This window comes from Chroococcus sp. FPU101 (assembly GCF_017312365.1).
Lineage (GTDB): Bacteria > Cyanobacteriota > Cyanobacteriia > Cyanobacteriales > Microcystaceae > Chroococcus.
In genome coordinates this window covers 1-18,462 of record NZ_BLJI01000019.1, presented here as the reverse complement: position 1 = coordinate 18,462, position 18,462 = coordinate 1, and the positions used below count along the sequence as shown (strand labels likewise).

Below are 18,462 nucleotides of genomic sequence, written 5' to 3'. Positions count from 1 at the left end.
ATTCCTGTGTTTTGTGTGTATTAGGGAACCTTGAACAACATAGATTTTTCATTTGAGGGATATATAGATGGCTAAAGCAATATGGAATGGCGCAATTCTAGCTCAAAGCGATCGGTGTGAGATTGTCGAAGGAAATTACTATTTTCCTCCAGAATCGCTCAATCGAGAATATTTTCAAAACAGTAATACTCATACCACTTGTCCTTGGAAAGGTGTAGCCAGTTATTATACGGTAGTCGTTGATAACAAGACGAATCAAGATGCTGCATGGTATTATCCTAATCCTAAAGAAAAAGCGAATAACATCAAAGGCTATATTGCTTTTTGGAAAGGTGTTCAAGTTGAGAAGAATTAGATAATTAGATTGTTCATAACGAGGTAAAAATTATCGATGAAAGAGACTTTTTTAAAGTGGCTAGACCGTATTTTGATGTTTGATGTTTTTTTAGTCATCATTGGCTTTGTGTGGTTTGCAATTGCAGTATTAGGACGATCGCTTGGTTTATCTTTGGGTTGGGAAATCTGGTATAAGTTGTGGCTCCCATTGTTTAATCCAGCGATTGGTATTTTAGTTTTGGGTGCGCTCCTCAGTTGGGTGGTCAAAAAAATTAATCAGAAATTCGCCTCTAATTAAGACCAAGGATCAAGAAGCGATCGCTGCTCATTCACGATTGTATTTTGCTCAGGTTTGAGATCTTCTCGTAACTTTTCCCATTCCCCAGGATCGGTCAATTCTTCATAGGAATCAGCAACCATCGTTTCTTGGTCGGAAATAAATTCTTTGACTAAAGTTTCCCAATGATGAGCATCTTCTAAGTTTTCGGTTGTCGGCTCATTGACATCGAGTTGTGACGAACTTTCAAACTCTTGCTTGAGTGACTGAAATGTTTGATCCAAAAGCGAGATTAACTTTTCTACTTCCTGTAAGCGTACAGTGATATTTTGAGAATCTGAGCGACTTTGAGCTTTAGATAATTGTGAAGTTTTTTCGAGCTTTTCGCTTAACATTTGTTGAATAACGCTCGATTTGGGTTGAGATTGATTTAATACAGTCATTTTTGTTTTCAGGATGGCTCGTTGTTGATCTTCGATAAACGATGGAACTTCATTCATATCAATGGATGTTTCTAACTCTGGTAAGGATAGCTGACGTTTGAAAGCAAGAGTCGAGAAGTATTGTGTTAATAGATTCTGATAATCTTGTCGCCACATAACTTTACGTTCAAACTTTACATGACTCAGTTTTAACATCTGTTTTAAATAATTCAATACTTGTATCTGATCTGGATTAACCATTGCTAGAGTAATTATGGTTGAGACTTCATCACGTCTGGCGAGTGGTAAGATTTGATGACGACGACAAAACTCAACAGGAATCAAAGAATTGAAAAGCGGTTCAATGTGTGACCAGATGTCAGGATGAGCTTCGGGATCAAAGACATCAAGACCATGTAAAATCTTTAGGATAAAAAGCTGTTCAGTGCGATATTGTTTGAGGATGTCTTGAGGAAGACGTTGCCCTGTAATCGATTCAATAATTTCGGTCAGCGATCGCTTTTTTTGACGTTTCTCAATCAAAGCTTGTTGGACTTGGGGTAGAGTCAGATAGCCGATTGTCAGTAATTGATTAACAAACGGTGGCAACGCGGCTATGGAAAAATCATGAGCAGAAGACATAGCATCAATCTCAACAACACAAACGCAGGCTATATGTATATCAGTATTCCCAGAATAATTTATCAATTTAACATCTGGTTTTTAATCTCGTTGCCCTAGTATTCCTAAGTAAATTCCTCTAAATCACAGCTTGTAACATAACTTAATCTTTTTTTTGAACTTCTTGCGCTACTAAAGCTAATTCTTGAGATGGATTGGGGAATGCTAAGAACAGAAAGCTTTTCTTAATCTAGTTTCTGACTTTTCTGATAAAGTCACATCTAAATCATGGCAAATGTCTTCAAAAATCTTTTTGCTCAAAAATCAAAAGGAATCGGTTTAGAAATTACTCCAGAGCGAGTCAACCTCGTTCAACTGTCCAAACAGGGACAGAGCTATAAGCTTGGTAAATACTGCTCAGTTGATATTCCTGAAGGCATCTTTGAAGAAGGAAAAATTATCGACTCGCCAGCATTAGCCGAACTGATTCAAGAATTGATGGCAGAAAACAAAATCAAAACGCGAAAAGTGGCGACTGGAGTACCGATGAGAGAATCGATCATCAGGATCATTCCTATTCCTGCCGAACTCAACGACCAAGAATTACGGGATATGGTTTTAAATCATGAAGCCAGTCTTTATCTACCCTATCCCAGAGAAGAAGTTGATCTCGACTACCAAAAATTAGGATACTTTCAAGACGAAGACGGCATCGAGAAAGTACAAGTCTTACTCGTTGCCACACGCCGCGAAGTGACTGATTCTTATGTAGACACCTGCCAACAAGCGGGATTACAAGTCGATATTTTGGAGATCAATAGTTTTGCCTTAATTCGCACCATTCGGGAACAACTCAGACAGTTTAGCTCAAATGAAGCGGCCGTCTTAATCGATATTGAATTCGATAATACCGAAATTGCGATCATTGTTGATGGAGTCCCCCAATTTTCTCGAACCGTTCCCATCGGTACATTTCAGTTACAGAATTCCCTTTCACGAGCCATGAATCTACCTGCTTCTAGAAACCCAGAAATTCTACAAGGTATGACCATTCCCGTGACCGCTTTAGATAGCTTAAGTACCGCAGGAGCCGCCGTCAACCCTGGAATTACCGCCCTGACAAGAGTTTTAGGCGAATTAACCGATGAGCTACGACGATCAATTAATTTCTATCTTAATCAAAGCGATGAATTAGAAATCGTGCAACTACTCCTAGCAGGGCCAGGTGGTGGACTCGCTCAACTCGATGAATTTTTTACACAAAGATTAAGTGTTCCTACGATGCAAATTGATCCGATTTCAGCCTTATCTCTCGATTTAGAGCAAGAAATACCAGCGATCAAACGCCCTGGAATGGCAACAGTGCTAGGCTTAGGATTGCGGGGGATTTAATAGATGTATAGCTTAGATGTTAACTTTCTTAAAGATCGCAAATTAGAAGAATCCCTCAAAGCGACACCCATTCGGAAAGCCGCTCCGATTTCTTGGCGACAACAAACACCGCTTTTCATTGGTTTAGGGGTTGGAGCCACTTTAATTGGTTTGACTGCGCTTTTAGGAACTATGCTGAATTTGCAAAAGGCAAAAACTGAAGCCAACATCCAACAACTAGATGCTGAGATTAGTCAATTAAATGCCAGAAACCAAAGCCTACAAGAAATGGAAGCAAAGGTTCAAGCGATTGACGAAGAAGTAACCGCATTAGTGACCGTCTTCAACCAAATTAAGCCTTGGTCAGCGATTCTTCAGAATATTCGCCGCCGCACACCTTCAAGCGTACAGATATCAAGCATTGAAGAAAGTGCATTGCCAGCAACAGCCGATGCAGGTAGCGCACAACCGAAAGTACAAATAAAAATCAATGGTTATGCCCGTACCTATGATGATGTCAATAACTTTATTTTGGCGTTGCAGAATTCAGAGCTTTTTAACGCGAATCAAACACGAATCGAAAGCGCGAAACGAGACAATTTTCCTCTGGAATTAGAACCCACCGCCAAAGCTGATCTAGAAAAACAAAAAATTCAGGTTGAATTACCTCAAGCGATACAGTATGTCATCACGACTGAATTAAGTGATTTTCCAGCCTCAAAGCTCTTACCATCTCTTGCTCGTGATGGTGCAGTCGGTTTAGTCACACGCATCAAAACCTTAGAACAAAAAGGAGGTATTCAACGATGACGACCTATACTGAGGAATACTTACCCCAAGAGGATCAAGGTTTAGATGATGATAGTAATTATCCGACCGCTTTTGGCATAACTTTTACCCCAAAAGTAAGCGGTATTGCTTTAGCACTTGGGGGTATCCTTGGTTCTGCGGCCTTAGCTACTAATTGGGTTTTACCACTTAACGAATCCTATCAAAAACTCAAAGCTGATGAGCAAGCCAAACAACAGCAGGTAGAACAACAAAAAAGCGGCAAGCTAGATGAAAAATATCAAACTCTAGAACTGCAACTCAAACAAAAAGAAGCCCTGAAATCTCAAGTTTTAGCTCTTTTTGCCAATGAATCTTCCCTTGATACGATTCTGCTTGATGTCAATCAATTCTTTAAAAAAAGAAACGTTGAATTAATAAGTTTTGAACCCAACAAGGAAGGGACAAAAATTATTGAAGATAGCTCATTAGGCACAGCAGTTAATAAAAAACTCAAACGTCAAAGCTATAACGTAGCGATGAAAGGCGCATTTGAGCCAACACAATCGATTATCAGAGATTTAGAACGATTACAGCCTTTAGTAATGGTTAAAGCTCTGAAAACTACTTTGGATGAGGAACAAAAAGCCGTCGCTTTACTGGTGGTCAATCCCGCGCTTAAAACCTCGAAAGTGATTCCCTCATCAAACCAGAAGGTAGACACAACAATGAGATTAGACGTGATCATGCCTCTCACTCCCGAAGAACTAGCGAAACTGGCACCCCCACCACCACCCCCAGACCAACAGGGTCAACCGCCAGCAGAAAAAAAATAAGTTTTATTACTTATTGACAAAAAGTAAATACTACCCATCAAAAAATTAACATTTAAGTTAGCATCGGTGCAAGGAGCAATTTGTGAGAAATTACATTCATCTTTCTTGGCTTATTCATGGTACAGCTTTCCTCTTTTTAGTAGCACAACCGAGCCAAGCCACTACTGAAACTCAATCTGTTTTAGATAGTAAATCTAAACTGGAATTTAAAGAAATAAGCGCGGTCAACTCGAAGATAGAAAATTTATCTTTTTCGGAAGTCAATCATAACCCCGTTTCCGTCGAAGAAGCCATCAAAATAGCAACCCCTAAAATACCCACCGAAATCGCTCAAGCGGCCCCAATGTTGCCTAATCCGAAAATTACCATTGAAGATAATAAAGGCAATCCATTCGAGCCGCCTACTGCTAATGCTCCTGAAACTAATACACCAGTATTGCCCCGCGCCGTTGCGCCACCAGTCGGTGACATAGCAATTTCTAATATTGATGCCAGTTCCCAAAAAGTCAAATTTAATACAGGTTCTGTCGTCATTCCCCGTGTTTTGTTGCGAGATGCTTCGGTTCGTGAAGTTCTCATGACTTTAGCGAATTATGCTGGTTACAACGTTGTCTTTATCGATGGAGGTCAAAGCGAACAAAATGCAGCAAAAGCCGCGCAAATTGTTTCATTAGAATTCAACAATGAATCAGTCGAAGATATTTTCAACTCCGTTTTGATGGTTTCTGGATATAGTGCAAATGTACGAGGCAGAACCATTTTTGTAGGTGCAGTTCTACCTTCATCAGCCCGTAATCTCATTAGTCGTACACTACGGGTAAACCAAGTCAAAGCGGTTGATGCTGCATCCTATTTAGCAGCGCAAGGGGCAGAATATCCCCGTTTAGTTACTGAAATTGAAGAAATTATCGATCCATTGACCCAACGTGTGATCGGTACACGAACCAAAACACCAGAGTTTAGACCTTTAACCATTAAACCAGACGAAAGTTCAACCGCCGCAATTTTGCTACAAGGCCTGAAGGTGGTAGCCGATGATCGTCTCAATGCAGTTACACTCATTGGTGAGCCACGATTGGTACAAATTGCCTCATCGATGCTCTTACAGCTTGATGCACGTCGTCGTCAAGTGGTGGTTAATGTGAAAGTGATTGACGTTAACCTCTTAAATACAGATGATTTTAACAGTAGTTTTTCCTTTGGCTTCAATAACGGATTTTTCCTACAAGATGGCGGGGCGGCTGTCTTAAACTTTGGTGGAGTCAACCCACCCAGTCGGGCAGAGGTTACGGGGGGTGCATTCTCTAGACCTGTGATACCTTTGATTAATACCATTGTTGGTGGTGCCGCAACTCTCGCCCCATTTTTTGATATTCAAAGTGGGCCGTTTAGTGATGCAAGACGCGGCTTTGAGGAGTTTAGTAATAATCTGGTTCCCTACTCACGTCCTAATTTTGGGACTTTCAATAATCCTTTTCAACCTGGTTTAAGTGATATAGATATCGATCCCGCTACTGGACAGAGAACTTATACCTACGAATTACCCGGCTTGTTCCAATATCCTCAAAAATTCTTACTTTCTCTAGAAGCTCAGATTACGAGTGGTAACGCAAAAATTCTAACTGATCCCTCGATTGTTGTTCAAGAAGGACAACAAGCTAACATATCCGTTACTGAAAAAGTGATTGGCAGTATCAAAACAGAAGTTGATCCCCTTAGTGGTGTGAGAACAACGACCCCTGTTTTAGCGGATGCAGGTTTAATTCTCAATGTGAATTTGAATCAAGTCGATGATAATGGATTTATCAGTCTTTCGGTCAATCCAACGATCGCATCTCCCGGCCCAACCGTTAGTTTTGATAGTGGAAATGATGCAGTTAACCAAATTACTCTTTTAAATACACGTCAATTAAATTCGGGTTTAATTCGTCTGCGGGATGGTCAAACTTTGATTCTATCTGGAATTATTCAAGAGTCTGATCAAACCTCAGAAAGCAAAGTACCGATTTTGGGCGATATTCCGATTTTAGGTGCGTTGTTTAGAAGAAGAAGCAATCAAACAGGACGTAATGAGGTTGTGATTATCTTAACACCCAAGATTCTTGATGATAATGCTGAGTCGGCTTTTGGCTATGACTATCAACCAGGGAAAGATGCAGCAGAAATTCTCAAGCGTCAAGGTTTCCCAGTTCAACCGATGCCTTAATGATGATTGCATTAATGTTAAATTGATGTAAGGGTTTGGTTACCAAACCCCTACAACTAATATTTCACGGTGGGCTATTGTTCATTTAACCAACGAACAGCATCTTTAGCATGATACGTTAAAATTAGATCCGCCCCTGCTCGTTTAAAACTGGTTAAAGTTTCGAGAGTAACACGTTTTTCATCGATCCAACCATTAAGGGCAGCCGCTTTAATCATGGAATATTCTCCAGACACATTGTAAGCAGCGACGGGTAAATTCGTCATTTCCTTGACTCGCCATATAATATCCATATAAGACAAAGCGGGTTTAACCATTAGCATATCCGCCCCCTCTAAAATATCTAGTTCTACTTCTTTGAGGGCTTCTCTAGAGTTTCCTGAGTCCATCTGATAAGTACGACGATCGCCAAATTGGGGAGTAGAATCGGCAGCATCACGGAATGGGCCATAATAAGCTGAGGCGTATTTTGCGGCATAGGATAAAATGGGCGTGTCTTGAAACCCTGCTTCATCTAATGCTTCTCGAATGATTTTGACAAAACCATCCATCATCCCCGATGGCGCAATGATATCAGCCCCCGCTTTGGCTTGTGAAACGGCTGTTTTCTTTAATAATAATAGAGTCGGATCATTTAAAACTCGTCCCGTCAAATCACCTACTTCTAAATAACCGCAATGCCCATGATTCGTATATTCACATAAACACGTATCGGCAATAACTACTAATTCGGGGACAGCTTCTTTTACCGCAGTAGCCGCTTGTTGTACAATACCGTGATCATGCCATGCCCCAGTTGCATCAGCATCTTTAGTCTCTGGAATACCAAACAGAATAATCGCTGGAATACCTAATTCATAAACTTCTTTTGCTTCGGCTACAATTTTATCGACAGAGAGTTGAAAAACCCCTGGCATCGATTTTACTTCATGGGCGATGCTGTCCCCTGGAACGGCAAACAAAGGATAGATTAAATCATTAGCGGTTAATACGGTTTCACGCACCATACGGCGTAATTGAGGCGAGGTGCGTAAACGGCGAGGACGATTAATAGGAAACATAGTCTAGACAATTAATAGTTAATTAGATATATACCTCAATTTAGTGTAATGCGATCGTTTTACCGATCCACACTGAATTTAAGATTACTCAATCTTTTGTAATGTTGTCATTCTCGGAAGACTACAAGTATAATATATATACACATGGGGCCGTAACGGTTTCGACAGGTTGGCGAACCCTATCCCGTGATGCAGGTCGAGAGTGAGTCGGCTCTCGTAAATCAAAGGCTCAAACAAAAAAGTAAATGCGAACAATATCGTACCTTTTGCTCGTAAAGCCGCTCCTGTAGCAGCCTAATAATCTCATATAGATTCGAGCGTCTGTAATTCGACTCCGTTAAGGATTACGGACATAAACCCAACGGATGCCCTCTATAGTTACCTCTAGTTGACTATTGAGTTAAGATTTTACTAGAGAATCCCACTATCAGGGATAAGAGATAGTCCCCGTCTTTTGGGTTAAAAAGACTAAACCTGTGAATGATCGAACAGCTAATACCCAATTTGGACAGCAGTTCGACTCTGCTCGGCTCCACTCTACATTATCTACTTGGTTTGTTTTTGCCAGATTTGAAGCACTAACTGAGCTTCATTAGGATATCTTTCTAGCTAGATTTCGTGATCAATTCGAGTTTTGCTTAGTTGTTTTTATACATTTTCAGGCGTTAGCAAAACACAAAAATCTGATGGCATAACGGTTAGGTTATTAGAAAAAATACGATTAATTTACACTTCCTGATTGAGTCCAAATTTCTTTTTTTGTAACTGTTTGTTTCTGATTTGGCGGGGCGGTTCTTTCATCCATAAAATAGATAGTCAAATTTTCGATTTGTTTAGAGGGTGGATGTTTTTGATTCCATTGACGATAAAAATAATCTCCTAAATAAGGATAAAGCGGTTTTCCCGTAGCGCGATAGAGACTAATAAAATAACTTCTCCATTGCATATTAGGATAGAGTTGATCTCGCTCACTCATCGTTGGTTTATCCCAACTAACAGAATTACCATTTCTAAATAAATCAACTTTACTGCCATCTTTTAGCGTTGCTTCGGCAATATACCAACCATCATCTCTGGGTGGGTTAGGTGCAAAAATACTCCATGCTTGATCCAAACGAGTAACACGCGCTAGAGGATCTAAAATATTAAATGTTTTTTTAGACAACAGTTTATCCAATTGTTCAACCCAAACCCCCTCAGCATCTTTTCGAGCAACACTTTGTTTAATAAAACCTCTTAAATTCCACACCGATGTATAAGCAAGTAATAATAATGCAACTAAACTTAAAGCGATTGGTGGTGAAGAGCGAACTTCTAGAGGACGGAATTTAAAGGGTTTAGTGAAATTTCCTGCAAAACGTCGGTTACTGGCAATTTTTTCATAAAATTTGTTGCCAATACTCATTAAAGGTTTCCATCTTAAAAGAGGAGCCAGAAACCCAAAAACAGGCGATAAACTGCAAATATAGGCGATCGCTTCCCATTTAAAATGTCGTTGTCCTTGCCAATCTTCGACCACCCAAGAATTAATTCTCTGCATATCCTCATACACGGTTGGATCTGGATTTTCTTGCGCTTTAATTAAAGGAGTTCCGGGTAAAATCAAAAATGTTCTGAGAAGATAAACAACTTTTTTACAAAATCCACAATCTGCATCATAGTTAATCACTAACCCTTTCCGTTCTGGTGTACTTAAACGTTTGTTGAGTCCGTCCCAAACTTCGCTAGGAATTAAAGGCAACCAGTGAGTAATACTTAAGAAAGGAAATATCCCGATCCGAAACGCTAATCCAAACGTCAGATGTAGAAATATAAACGAAAGAATCGCAACACAACGGAAAAAACTATTGCGAATGGGAATAAACATCAAAAGTGGGCCAACCCATTCAAAACTCAACGCACCATAGGTCATCAGTTTGAGCAGATTTTGAGGAAGTTTGAGCAGCAATTGACCCAAAGGAGTCGCATACTGATCGAAACTAAGAGCATAATAAACAGCCGTTCCGTCAGGCCACCATAAATCACTTTTTGTTTTAAAAGCAGCAGACCACATATAAATAAACGCCACTTGCACCATAAAGGCAAATGTCGCACCAGACCAAACCCTTTTAGGTAAAAGATTAGGGGAAGTATTTAACGCGCTATCGATCGAATAAGTTGCCCCTAGAGGAAGAAACATCGACCAAAACAAAATTGCTCTTAAAACATCATCTGCAGCAAACAGCACAACAGGATTACGATTGTGGATTGAGATGATCATCGCCCAAGTTGCGATCGTTGCCAAACGGGTTCGGTAACCAACGAGGAGAAAAAGGGTAATAACAATTGCCAGTAAAAATAGAATAAACTGTACCCAAGGCTCACCACTGAGATTAGAAAACGACCAGTAAAAAGGACTAGAGCCAATTTTAGCTAAAACACTACGAGGGACAATTCCTTGATCGCTATAATGTGCCGTTATTCCCGCCATACGGATGATTAAATCAGCTAAAACGACAAAAGCCAAGCAAATCCGAAACAGACCGAGCGATCGTAAATCAAATCCGATTACTGTTTCTAAACTAGACCATACTGACTTCTTTCTCTGTTCACTGGCAGCCATAGGATGCTTTACATAAATTTATTTAGTTAATAACATTACTTTACTTTTCTCTAGAAAGAAAGAGTAAAAATTAAAATAGTATAAATAAAATTAATGATTATTAGATAAAACAGACTTATAAAACAATCAGATGACTTTCTACGGTGATCCGATAGAATTGCACATTAGAAACTATGCCCAGAGAGATTTATTCATGAAATCCTTAACGATTCAAGATCAAAACCAACTAACAGAGATTTTGGCGATCGTACGCTCCGTCAGTTGGGGGGCTACCGAAATTTTACAATCTTACTATCAAGGGAAAGCGAATCAAGGAGATTTAGATATTAATGAAGATAAAAAGGATGGGCCAGTCACCGCAGCCGATTTAGCAACAAATCACTATATTTTAGAAAAATTACAGCACTCATTTAGCACTGAACAATTTGGCTACCTCAGTGAAGAAACGCATCAGGGTACAGATCCCATTCCTCAAGACTGGGTATGGATCATCGATCCTTTAGATGGCACAAGAGATTTTATTGACAAAACAGGTGAATATGCCGTTCATATTGCCTTAGCTTATCAAGGTAGACCCGTTGTTGCGGTGGTTGCTGTACCTGAATCATCCAAAATTTATTTTGCCGCAAAAGGACAGGGAACCTTTGTCGAAACCAAACAAGGTGAAATAAAACCGATCCACGTCTCAGAACGAAATTCAATTGAAGAATTGTACTTTGTCGCTAGTCGAACTCACCGAGATCAACGTTTTCAAAAATTAATCGAGAGTTTGCCCTTTAAAGGAGTGAATTATGTCGGTAGCGTCGGTTGTAAGATTTCGACAATACTAGAACAGCGATCGGATGTTTACATCTCTCTATCTGGAAAATCTGCACCGAAAGACTGGGACTTTGCCGCACCAGAATTAATTTTGACCGAGGCAGGAGGTAAATTTACCTATTTCAACGGCGAACCCGTTCAGTATAATCGAGGTGACGTTAGACAATGGGGCGGTATCATGGCAAGTAATGGTCAATGTCATGAAATGCTATGCCAAAGAGCTACACAAACCTTAGCAGAGATTGATCAAAAATAATTAATCAGAGTTGGTGGGTCACTCCCACCTTTTTTTATCTGTATTTTCCATTGTGTGATCATGATCACAACAATTGTGTGACCGTGTTTATAGCTATCTTTTTTTCGTTTCAGTTATTATTATTATTAAGCTTAAATTAATCTGATTAGCAATATCTTCTGCTCCCAACTGCTTTTCCATTCTATCTTTTACCTCTTTTAATAAGAATTTTTACCTAAACGGGTAATCTGTAATGTTTAATCCATGAACTGAAAAGGAAATTATGTTTAAAAGTGCGACTATTGTTGAACTACAAAAAAGTTATGACTCAGGTGAACGACAATTCTCTAAAATTGAACTGCGACGGGCTGATCTAAGAGGTCTTAATTTAAGTTATGCCGATTTAACAGGGGCAGACTTAAGCAATGCTAATTTAAGAGAGATTGATCTAAGAGGAGCCAACTTAAGCGAAGCCAACTTAAATGAAGCCGATTTAACTGGAGCTAATTTACAAAAGGCAAATTTACAGGGAGCTTATTTAATTAAAGCTTATTTAATTAAAACAAACCTTAAAGAATCGAATTTGACTAAAGCCTATTTAACTGGAGCTTATTTAACCAAAAGTGATGTTAGTCAAGCTAATCTAAGTGGTGCTTATCTCAATAATAGTAAGATTACTGGTACCATTATGACTGGAACTTATTATGATCAGACCACTCATTTTGATACTGACTTTGATCCCCTCAAAAATGACTTGAGAAAAATTACGTCTCAACCACAAACTCAAGTCATTACAGAATTGGACACAACCGTAACTGATGTAATTCAAACTTTTAACTATTTAAGTCAGATTAGTATTCACTATTTAGGTCATACCCTAACAACGCGCTATTGGGAACTCGCTAGACCTAATCATGAATGGCTCACTCAATTTCAGTTTAATCGTTTTTCTAAAATTACTTACTCTGGAGAATTCAAAACATCGATTAACTCGGAGCAAATAGAAGTTGTTCAAGAATGGACAAACTGTTTTATTAAATCTTGCTCTAAGATTATTCAAGATTTTCCAAAAATGATAGATTCTAAACAGCTTGCTTTTCCAATTTTAGATTCATAAATATCTTCTAGCTATTCTTAAGTGACAAGGATAGATAGTAACTTAAGCATAAAGTATAAGTTTAAAAAAGTTAAAATTCATCAAATTGAGCAGAGTGTAGAATAAGAGATTGAGACAAATCAAAGAGAGAAATTTGGATGTAGCTCAAATTATAGATAAAAAAAAATAACCTAACAGTGATATTTATCCTGCTGAGTATTGATCTAGCTCACACCTAAAACTTTTAAGCAGATTATTAATATTTATATTTTTTAATTAATTACTTTTAAGTAAATACACTCAAGCTTTATAAAAAATAAAATAAATTAAATATATTAATCCGTAGATTCATCATATATTGAGTTATAAATCATCATTTAAAATAGGAATTATTAAATAAAAAAAGGATTTGATTAAAAATGGTATTTACTCAAAATCCAATCCTAAAAACTGAAAAAAAAACGATCGCTCGTCCTGAACATTGGCTGAAAAAAAAGTATCCCCAAAAACATCACCATTACCGACTAGAGGACTTTTTTGCCTTCCATACAGCAAGCGGAACGATCGTGGATTGGAACGATTGCCGCAATACTTTAACCAGTGAAGATTTTATTATTGGTTTAATCGAAGGTTTAGAAGCTGAAGTGGGTAACGCCTCTGCGGTTGTTATGTATCAAATTGGCAAACAATGGGGACTAAAAGACGCAGCATTTTTCCGTAAATGGTTTATGGAAGAATACCAGTATGAAAAAGAGCTACATCAACTTAATCTAGCCTATGTTTTAGAGGCTTGGTGGTGGCCGTTTACCAGTCAAGGCTGGGGCAACTGGGATATAGATATGGGTGAACAAAAAAATGGTTTTATGTTTATTAATATCTATGATTCTGCCGTCGCTCGTACCTTGGGAGATGTAGGTAAACCTGTTTGTCATCTCTATGCAGGTTTGATGGCGGGATTTTTTAGCGATTTAATCAAAAAACCTCTTAGCTGTATTGAAATTCAATGCTATTCAATGGGAGAAAACTACTGTAAATTTCTTTTAGGTAAACAAGATCGCATTGATGCAGCAACCTTTTGGCAAAACGAAGGAGCAACTGCTAGAGACATTGAAAAACAGTTGATTCATGGAGAATACCTCAAATGAGCAACGACACTATACTAGCTCGATTAAAAGTTGCAGATTTTTTTCATGACTCTAATTGGTTCGCTCAACCTCCTCAATTACAACATTTTTCTCAAAAAGCGATCGATCCAGTTGCTCAACTTCGACTCAACCTAGAAGAATTCTTCAGCCAAAATAACTGGAACGGTTCTCGGAATTTAGTTCAACCCAATCATAATCAAACTAAACAAGGTTTATCTTTAACTCTGTCTGTTGAAGCCTATTTTCAGTGCCAATTCTGGTCGAGTCAACCTGCTATAGCGGTAGTCCCTCAAGTCCAAGATGAAAAACCCAAAACAAAAACGGCGCAAAAATTTCAAATAACCGATTTATCTAATTTATTTTAAGGAAAATTCAATGCAAACTGACTTTGAAGATTTTTTTCATCGTTCTGAACATCATTACTTACAAAAATCAGAAATCCTACTATTTAGACAACATATTGGAATTCTGCGTCAACGTTTAGCGACCTATGAAGCATTACGCAATAAAGAACTCGAAATCTTTCAAGGAGTTGCCGACCAACTTGAAGAAGCTTGTCCCACAGAATCAACAAAACAAATAGGAAAAGCACTAAAACACTGGATTTTAATAATGCGTTACTGTGCTTTTGCCATGTTGCTCAATAATCCTGAATTTCTGCAACATCGACTCCTAGAATGGCTGACAGACATCGTTAAAGCGCATCAAATCCAAATACTAGAACAAACTCTCTATGAACTTTTATCCGACCAACTAACTCAAAAACTCCCCCCGCGACAAAATGAGCTAATTAAACCATTCCTACAACAAGCTCAACAAACCCTCTTGACTGAAACAATTCCTAGTAAAGTTGAAATTTTAACATAGGAGATGACAAATGATTAATGTTGCTGAATTGATAGACCAACAACCCATCAGGGGTAATTATTTTTCACCCGATGTCTATGTACAGGGCGATGTAGAATTTGGCTTAATCGAAAATCGTAATGGTTCTCGACTGCTGGCTTTACCCGAAACACTTTTACAAGGACTGTTTAGTGGACTCGAAGAAGAATTAGGCCCTAGTGCGAATATTGCACTTTTTAGTTGTGGTCGTTGGTGGGGCAAAAGTTTCTATCGACGATTTGTCAGAGAATTAGAAGAATACTATGGTAAACCTTTAGGACAGATGGAAATGATTGAGTTTCTCCAATGTCTTAAAGAATGCTGGAAAACTCACGGCTGGGGTGTCCTTGATGTGGACTTGCAATACTATAATCAAGGATTTTTAGGACTAAAAATCGTCAATTCTCCCTTTGTTGAAGCAGCATCTCACGGAAAGCGACCGATGGGTGCATTAGAAGCAGGTCTTTTAAGTGCCTTTTTTAGTCAACTGACGGGACAAGAATTACATTGTGTTCAAACTGCTTGCGAGTCTCTAGAAGCTGAGTGTAATTATTTTGTTGTCGGAATCACTGAACGGTTAAAAGCTGCCTCCGCTTGGATAGCTGAAGGACACGACCATACAACCATTATGGAATTACTTTGCCGTCATCAAACTGCATAAGGAGAAAATAGCATGACTAAGCTGGTCAAACTTGATCCCATTAATCAAGAAGTAGTGGTTCAAACCAATGATAATTTGCTCTGTGCCTTGTTAAAAAAAGATCTTCATATCTTAGAAGAATGTGGAGGTCGGGGAATGTGTTCAACTTGCCACATTTATATTAAAGATGGCATGGACAGCTTATCACCGCTTAACCGTCGAGAACAACGCACCCTAGAAGTGATTACAAACGCAAATCGTTATTCTCGTCTAGCTTGTCAAGCGCGAGTTTTAGGTCAAGGTGTCATTATTGAAATTCCCTCTGGAATGTATCTCGATGAAATTGAAAATATTGAAGATTTAATCGGTCGTCGTGCTGAACAACCCATCCTTCATCCCATTACAAGTAAAGTTTTAGTCGAAACAGGAAAATTAATTACTCGCTCGATGATTACTCAACTTAAAGATACAAAAATCGAGGTTTCGGACTATTTAAGGAAAACGACAGACGCATAAATAAAAAAGCAATTATTTATTAGGAGAAATTCATGTTAAAACAATTGACTAACTTAAGTATTGAAGCAGATGCACGTTATGCGACAGAAACAGAATTAAAGTTTCTTAAAGATTATCTTGATTCTGTTGAAGTACGGATCAATGCTTATGAGAAAATACGAGATCAAGAAACAGAAATTATTCAACGATGGGAAGTCGTTAAACGAAACCAAAAAGAAAATTTGTTTCATATGGGTGATTATGATATGACCGAAATATGCCACCGAGATCAGACAAATAATTTGCGATTGGCAGCCACAGCAATGTTATTAGATGAATTGGATCGATTTCGAGAAGGATTGTTAATTTGGTATAAAACAATTGTTAAATCTTATAAATATCAAGCTTATGCTAAAGTTAATTATCTTTTAATTCAAGATGTGATTCGTCTTTATTTAAGCTTTGATGAAGCGGAGTTAATAATTCCTATTTTTCAGCTTAATCAGACAATTTTATCGAGTTGATAAGATTAATATTTTTTGAAGTTTAACCTCTTAACTAAAGGCTTTGCATTATGAATAGTGAACAAAATTATACGATTACTTTGCTCAATGAAAAAAAAGAACTTCAGCAAACAATTGATGTTAAAGCTGATGAATATATTTTAGATATTGCAGAAGAAACTAATATACAACTTCCTTATTCTTGTCGTGCGGGTGCTTGTTTTGACTGTTTGGCTAAAGTTATAACAGGGAAAGTAGAACAAACAGAAAAAGCCCTCGAATTCTTAAGACCCGATGAACTAAAAGAAGGCTATATTTTGTTGTGTGCCGCGTCTCCTCGCTCAAACTGTATCATTCTCACCCATCAAGTTGAAGAAATGTTTGGCGAAGAGTGAAAGTATTGAATTACAGTTATCAATCAAGGAATTTTTAAAACTATGAATAATCAATCATTATTAGATGGAGTAGCTGCCCTGAGTGCAATTGGCGGAGCGATCGCGGCGACGATCACCAATAGTGTGGCGACGATGGCTGTACCCTTAGCGGGTGCTGTAATGCTGCAAATTATTAACCGCCAACAACTCGTTAAAGAATTAGATAAACATAGGTTCAATGTGAAAGAAATCGTAGATAATCTTCAATCTATTGAACAACAAAATCAATTTAGAGATAATCAACAAGAAACAATCGTTTTGTTAAATGAAAAATTACAACAGAACCAAAGTGCTTTTTCTAGTCAACTTCAGCAACAAAAAGAAAATTATTTAACTCATGTTGAAAGACAACTCGAAGCATCAGAACAACTGCAACAGCTTATTTACAGTATCAAAGAACAGATGCAAAACTTAGAAACTAAACAACAAGGGCTAAAGTATATTATCGATGAACTTAAACAAATTGAAAACGTCTCTCAAGCCTTATTGCATCATCAAAATGCCTTTGAAATGTACTACGAAAGAGCCTTAAGCCATCAACATTTAGGAAATCTAAAAGGAGCGATCGCAGATTTCACCAACGCCATTCAAATTAATCCTCATTATGCAAAAGCCTATCATCTACGAGGACTCATTAAAGCTAATCTTGGCGATTATCGTGGGGCGGTTTCTGACTTACGCTATGCCGCTAAATACTATTTCGATCAAGGAGATCTCGAAAACTACAAAGAAACCCGAAGCTTAAGTAAAGCGTATTGTGATGGAGAAAACGAAAGCGAACTAGATGCCCCAACCATCAACCAAGAAAACTTTGAACCCATTACAGCTAATCATTTATTTGAAGTTAACTAAAATAACGTGAGTTCGGGTTAAGCAGATTGAGGTAAAGCCCACTTCATCTGAAGAGAGGGTTTTTTAGGCTGATGGCAATAAGCAATTAAACTACAAAGAAGATTGACGCAAAAATTGACGGGACTTCTGTGACGAGAATGCACGAGAAAGGGAAATATTCTTCAATTGATCGATGATAGTCTCAACAATTGACCGTTTACGGGATAGAAGTTTATCATGAAGGCGCATTAATCGATTTTTCATGTTTCTTTTTGGTTTAGCAAAAAACTCAATGCCAAAATCGTGCAGCAATTTCTCATGCAAAACTTGAGAGCGGTTTTCGGATGAATAGATTAAAGTGAAAGAAAGAGAAAATTTGCACTTTTAAGTAGCGATGAAGCCATATTCAACGGATTTTCGCCAAAAAATTTTAGAAACAAAGCAGAAAACTGGAGAATCAATTCAGGAGACAGCCGAGCTATCCAGCGTTAGTTATAGTTTTGTCCAAAAATTACTGAAACGTTATGAAGAGGAACGAACTGTAGAGCCATTCGCATCACGGAGGAGGAGCGCAGGCCAAGCTAAAGCAATTAACAGAAGCGAACTTGAAAAATTAGTGTTTGAGGATAATGATGCTACCTTACAACAATTGTGTATTCGTCTAGAAGAGAAAACTGGGGTAAAAATCAGTGTACCGACGATGTGCCGTCTTTTACAAAAATTGGAGTTAAACCGCAAAAAAAAGACGCTTCACGCGCTCCGAGTCCGAAAGTGAGCGAGTGCAGAACTTGAGGCGGGAATATTGGACAACCATTGGTGAAGTCTCCCTCGAGAATCTGGTTTTCATCGATGAGACGGGAGTTATACCAATTCATTAAA

20 protein-coding genes, 1 other RNA gene and 1 pseudogene are annotated in these 18,462 nt (G+C 38.3%); 18 read left to right on the top strand and 4 right to left on the bottom strand.

From position 1 onward, the window contains the following. Positions 1-67 precede the first annotated feature (67 nt). On the top strand, positions 68-355 hold the full coding sequence (locus CFPU101_RS15900) for a DUF427 domain-containing protein (RefSeq protein ID WP_206816318.1): 288 nt from the start codon (positions 68-70) through the stop codon (positions 353-355). Between the two features lie 36 nt (positions 356-391). Continuing rightward, positions 392-634: a hypothetical protein gene (locus CFPU101_RS15895; RefSeq protein ID WP_206816317.1), complete on the top strand. Its 243-nt coding sequence runs from the start codon at positions 392-394 to the stop codon at positions 632-634. Here CFPU101_RS15895 and CFPU101_RS15890 read toward each other — a convergent pair. Next, positions 631-1,677 carry a hypothetical protein gene (locus CFPU101_RS15890; RefSeq protein ID WP_206816316.1) on the bottom strand — a complete coding sequence of 349 codons (1,047 nt, stop codon included), beginning with the start codon at positions 1,675-1,677 and terminating at the stop codon, positions 631-633. The genes CFPU101_RS15895 and CFPU101_RS15890 overlap by 4 nt on opposite strands. 267 nt (positions 1,678-1,944) lie before the next feature. On the opposite strand from CFPU101_RS15890, the gene pilM reads away from it, so the two are divergent. The 4 genes from pilM to CFPU101_RS15870 all read left to right on the top strand — a co-directional run bounded on the left by pilM (position 1,945) and on the right by CFPU101_RS15870 (position 6,837). Then, entirely contained in the window at positions 1,945-3,048 is a 1,104-nt protein-coding gene (gene pilM, locus CFPU101_RS15885) for a type IV pilus assembly protein PilM (protein ID WP_206816315.1), read from the top strand. 3 nt (positions 3,049-3,051) lie between these two features. Then, positions 3,052-3,837, top strand: a complete 786-nt coding sequence (locus tag CFPU101_RS15880; RefSeq protein WP_206816314.1) for a PilN domain-containing protein — start codon at positions 3,052-3,054, stop codon at positions 3,835-3,837. Further along, complete coding sequence (locus tag CFPU101_RS15875) at positions 3,834-4,631, top strand: pilus assembly protein (protein ID WP_206816313.1); 798 nt, start codon at positions 3,834-3,836, stop codon at positions 4,629-4,631. The genes CFPU101_RS15880 and CFPU101_RS15875 overlap by 4 nt, the downstream gene beginning before the upstream one ends. Positions 4,632-4,713: 82 nt before the next feature. Continuing rightward, the gene (locus tag CFPU101_RS15870; RefSeq protein ID WP_242578032.1) at positions 4,714-6,837 is read left to right on the top strand and encodes a secretin N-terminal domain-containing protein; all 2,124 of its coding nucleotides are present in this window, start codon (positions 4,714-4,716) and stop codon (positions 6,835-6,837) included. A gap of 74 nt (positions 6,838-6,911) precedes the next feature. On the opposite strand, the gene hemB is transcribed toward CFPU101_RS15870, so the two are convergent. Beyond that, positions 6,912-7,898, bottom strand: coding sequence for a porphobilinogen synthase (hemB, locus tag CFPU101_RS15865; protein WP_206816312.1), 987 nt, complete (start codon positions 7,896-7,898; stop codon positions 6,912-6,914). Positions 7,899-8,044: 146 nt separating this feature from the next. Here hemB and ssrA point away from each other — a divergent pair. After that, positions 8,045-8,436: a transfer-messenger RNA gene (gene ssrA / locus CFPU101_RS15860) on the top strand. Between the two features lie 183 nt (positions 8,437-8,619). Here ssrA and CFPU101_RS15855 read toward each other — a convergent pair. After that, a complete protein-coding gene (locus tag CFPU101_RS15855) occupies positions 8,620-10,500 on the bottom strand; it encodes a DCC1-like thiol-disulfide oxidoreductase family protein (RefSeq protein WP_206816311.1) in 1,881 nt (626 codons plus the stop codon). Between the two features lie 193 nt (positions 10,501-10,693). Between CFPU101_RS15855 and CFPU101_RS15850 the strand changes: the two genes are divergently transcribed. From CFPU101_RS15850 to CFPU101_RS15805, 10 genes are all read left to right on the top strand, one after another. Then, positions 10,694-11,575, top strand: a complete 882-nt coding sequence (locus CFPU101_RS15850; RefSeq protein ID WP_206816310.1) for a 3'(2'),5'-bisphosphate nucleotidase CysQ — start codon at positions 10,694-10,696, stop codon at positions 11,573-11,575. Between the two features lie 262 nt (positions 11,576-11,837). Further along, positions 11,838-12,671 (top strand): pentapeptide repeat-containing protein, encoded by an 834-nt coding sequence (locus CFPU101_RS15845; protein WP_206816309.1) that lies wholly within the window; start codon positions 11,838-11,840, stop codon positions 12,669-12,671. A 398-nt stretch (positions 12,672-13,069) separates the two neighbouring features. After that, positions 13,070-13,795, top strand: a complete 726-nt coding sequence (locus CFPU101_RS15840) for a V4R domain-containing protein (RefSeq protein ID WP_206816308.1) — start codon at positions 13,070-13,072, stop codon at positions 13,793-13,795. After that, positions 13,792-14,160, top strand: a complete 369-nt coding sequence (locus tag CFPU101_RS15835) for a hypothetical protein (protein ID WP_206816307.1) — start codon at positions 13,792-13,794, stop codon at positions 14,158-14,160. The genes CFPU101_RS15840 and CFPU101_RS15835 overlap by 4 nt, the downstream gene beginning before the upstream one ends. Before the next feature lie 10 nt (positions 14,161-14,170). Next, positions 14,171-14,662, top strand: coding sequence for a phycobilisome protein (locus CFPU101_RS15830; protein WP_206816306.1), 492 nt, complete (start codon positions 14,171-14,173; stop codon positions 14,660-14,662). A gap of 10 nt (positions 14,663-14,672) precedes the next feature. Next, the gene (locus tag CFPU101_RS15825; protein WP_206816305.1) at positions 14,673-15,341 is read left to right on the top strand and encodes a V4R domain-containing protein; all 669 of its coding nucleotides are present in this window, start codon (positions 14,673-14,675) and stop codon (positions 15,339-15,341) included. Positions 15,342-15,353: 12 nt separating this feature from the next. Further along, the gene (locus CFPU101_RS15820) at positions 15,354-15,836 is read left to right on the top strand and encodes a 2Fe-2S iron-sulfur cluster-binding protein (protein WP_206816304.1); all 483 of its coding nucleotides are present in this window, start codon (positions 15,354-15,356) and stop codon (positions 15,834-15,836) included. 32 nt (positions 15,837-15,868) lie between these two features. After that, entirely contained in the window at positions 15,869-16,339 is a 471-nt protein-coding gene (locus tag CFPU101_RS15815; protein ID WP_206816303.1) for a hypothetical protein, read from the top strand. 50 nt (positions 16,340-16,389) lie between these two features. Further along, the gene (locus CFPU101_RS15810) at positions 16,390-16,713 is read left to right on the top strand and encodes a 2Fe-2S iron-sulfur cluster-binding protein (protein ID WP_206816302.1); all 324 of its coding nucleotides are present in this window, start codon (positions 16,390-16,392) and stop codon (positions 16,711-16,713) included. Between the two features lie 42 nt (positions 16,714-16,755). Continuing rightward, complete coding sequence (locus CFPU101_RS15805; RefSeq protein ID WP_206816301.1) at positions 16,756-17,604, top strand: tetratricopeptide repeat protein; 849 nt, start codon at positions 16,756-16,758, stop codon at positions 17,602-17,604. Positions 17,605-17,621: 17 nt separating this feature from the next. On the opposite strand, the pseudogene CFPU101_RS15800 reads toward CFPU101_RS15805, so the two are convergent. Next, positions 17,622-17,916: pseudogene (locus CFPU101_RS15800) on the bottom strand (transposase); the annotation flags it as partial. A 61-nt stretch (positions 17,917-17,977) separates the two neighbouring features. Between CFPU101_RS15800 and CFPU101_RS15795 the strand changes: the two are divergent. After that, entirely contained in the window at positions 17,978-18,358 is a 381-nt protein-coding gene (locus CFPU101_RS15795; protein WP_206816300.1) for an IS630 transposase-related protein, read from the top strand. The last annotated feature ends 104 nt before the right edge of the window (positions 18,359-18,462 follow it).

What these genes read in the sequence shown, in the direction of transcription:
- CFPU101_RS15805 (WP_206816301.1), top strand. Translation starts at nt 16,756, where the DNA reads ATGAATAATCAATCATTATTAGATGGAGTAGCTGCCCTGAGTGCAATT.
- CFPU101_RS15840 (WP_206816308.1), top strand. Translation starts at nt 13,070, where the DNA reads ATGGTATTTACTCAAAATCCAATCCTAAAAACTGAAAAAAAAACGATC.
- CFPU101_RS15810 (WP_206816302.1), top strand. Translation starts at nt 16,390, where the DNA reads ATGAATAGTGAACAAAATTATACGATTACTTTGCTCAATGAAAAAAAA.
- CFPU101_RS15890 (WP_206816316.1), bottom strand. Translation starts at nt 1,677, where the DNA reads ATGTCTTCTGCTCATGATTTTTCCATAGCCGCGTTGCCACCGTTTGTT.
- CFPU101_RS15880 (WP_206816314.1), top strand. Translation starts at nt 3,052, where the DNA reads ATGTATAGCTTAGATGTTAACTTTCTTAAAGATCGCAAATTAGAAGAA.
- CFPU101_RS15875 (WP_206816313.1), top strand. Translation starts at nt 3,834, where the DNA reads ATGACGACCTATACTGAGGAATACTTACCCCAAGAGGATCAAGGTTTA.
- pilM (WP_206816315.1), top strand. Translation starts at nt 1,945, where the DNA reads ATGGCAAATGTCTTCAAAAATCTTTTTGCTCAAAAATCAAAAGGAATC.
- CFPU101_RS15845 (WP_206816309.1), top strand. Translation starts at nt 11,838, where the DNA reads ATGTTTAAAAGTGCGACTATTGTTGAACTACAAAAAAGTTATGACTCA.
- CFPU101_RS15820 (WP_206816304.1), top strand. Translation starts at nt 15,354, where the DNA reads ATGACTAAGCTGGTCAAACTTGATCCCATTAATCAAGAAGTAGTGGTT.
- CFPU101_RS15855 (WP_206816311.1), bottom strand. Translation starts at nt 10,500, where the DNA reads ATGGCTGCCAGTGAACAGAGAAAGAAGTCAGTATGGTCTAGTTTAGAA.
- hemB (WP_206816312.1), bottom strand. Translation starts at nt 7,898, where the DNA reads ATGTTTCCTATTAATCGTCCTCGCCGTTTACGCACCTCGCCTCAATTA.
- CFPU101_RS15900 (WP_206816318.1), top strand. Translation starts at nt 68, where the DNA reads ATGGCTAAAGCAATATGGAATGGCGCAATTCTAGCTCAAAGCGATCGG.
- CFPU101_RS15895 (WP_206816317.1), top strand. Translation starts at nt 392, where the DNA reads ATGAAAGAGACTTTTTTAAAGTGGCTAGACCGTATTTTGATGTTTGAT.
- CFPU101_RS15830 (WP_206816306.1), top strand. Translation starts at nt 14,171, where the DNA reads ATGCAAACTGACTTTGAAGATTTTTTTCATCGTTCTGAACATCATTAC.
- CFPU101_RS15835 (WP_206816307.1), top strand. Translation starts at nt 13,792, where the DNA reads ATGAGCAACGACACTATACTAGCTCGATTAAAAGTTGCAGATTTTTTT.
- CFPU101_RS15815 (WP_206816303.1), top strand. Translation starts at nt 15,869, where the DNA reads ATGTTAAAACAATTGACTAACTTAAGTATTGAAGCAGATGCACGTTAT.
- CFPU101_RS15795 (WP_206816300.1), top strand. Translation starts at nt 17,978, where the DNA reads ATGAAGCCATATTCAACGGATTTTCGCCAAAAAATTTTAGAAACAAAG.
- CFPU101_RS15850 (WP_206816310.1), top strand. Translation starts at nt 10,694, where the DNA reads ATGAAATCCTTAACGATTCAAGATCAAAACCAACTAACAGAGATTTTG.
- CFPU101_RS15825 (WP_206816305.1), top strand. Translation starts at nt 14,673, where the DNA reads ATGATTAATGTTGCTGAATTGATAGACCAACAACCCATCAGGGGTAAT.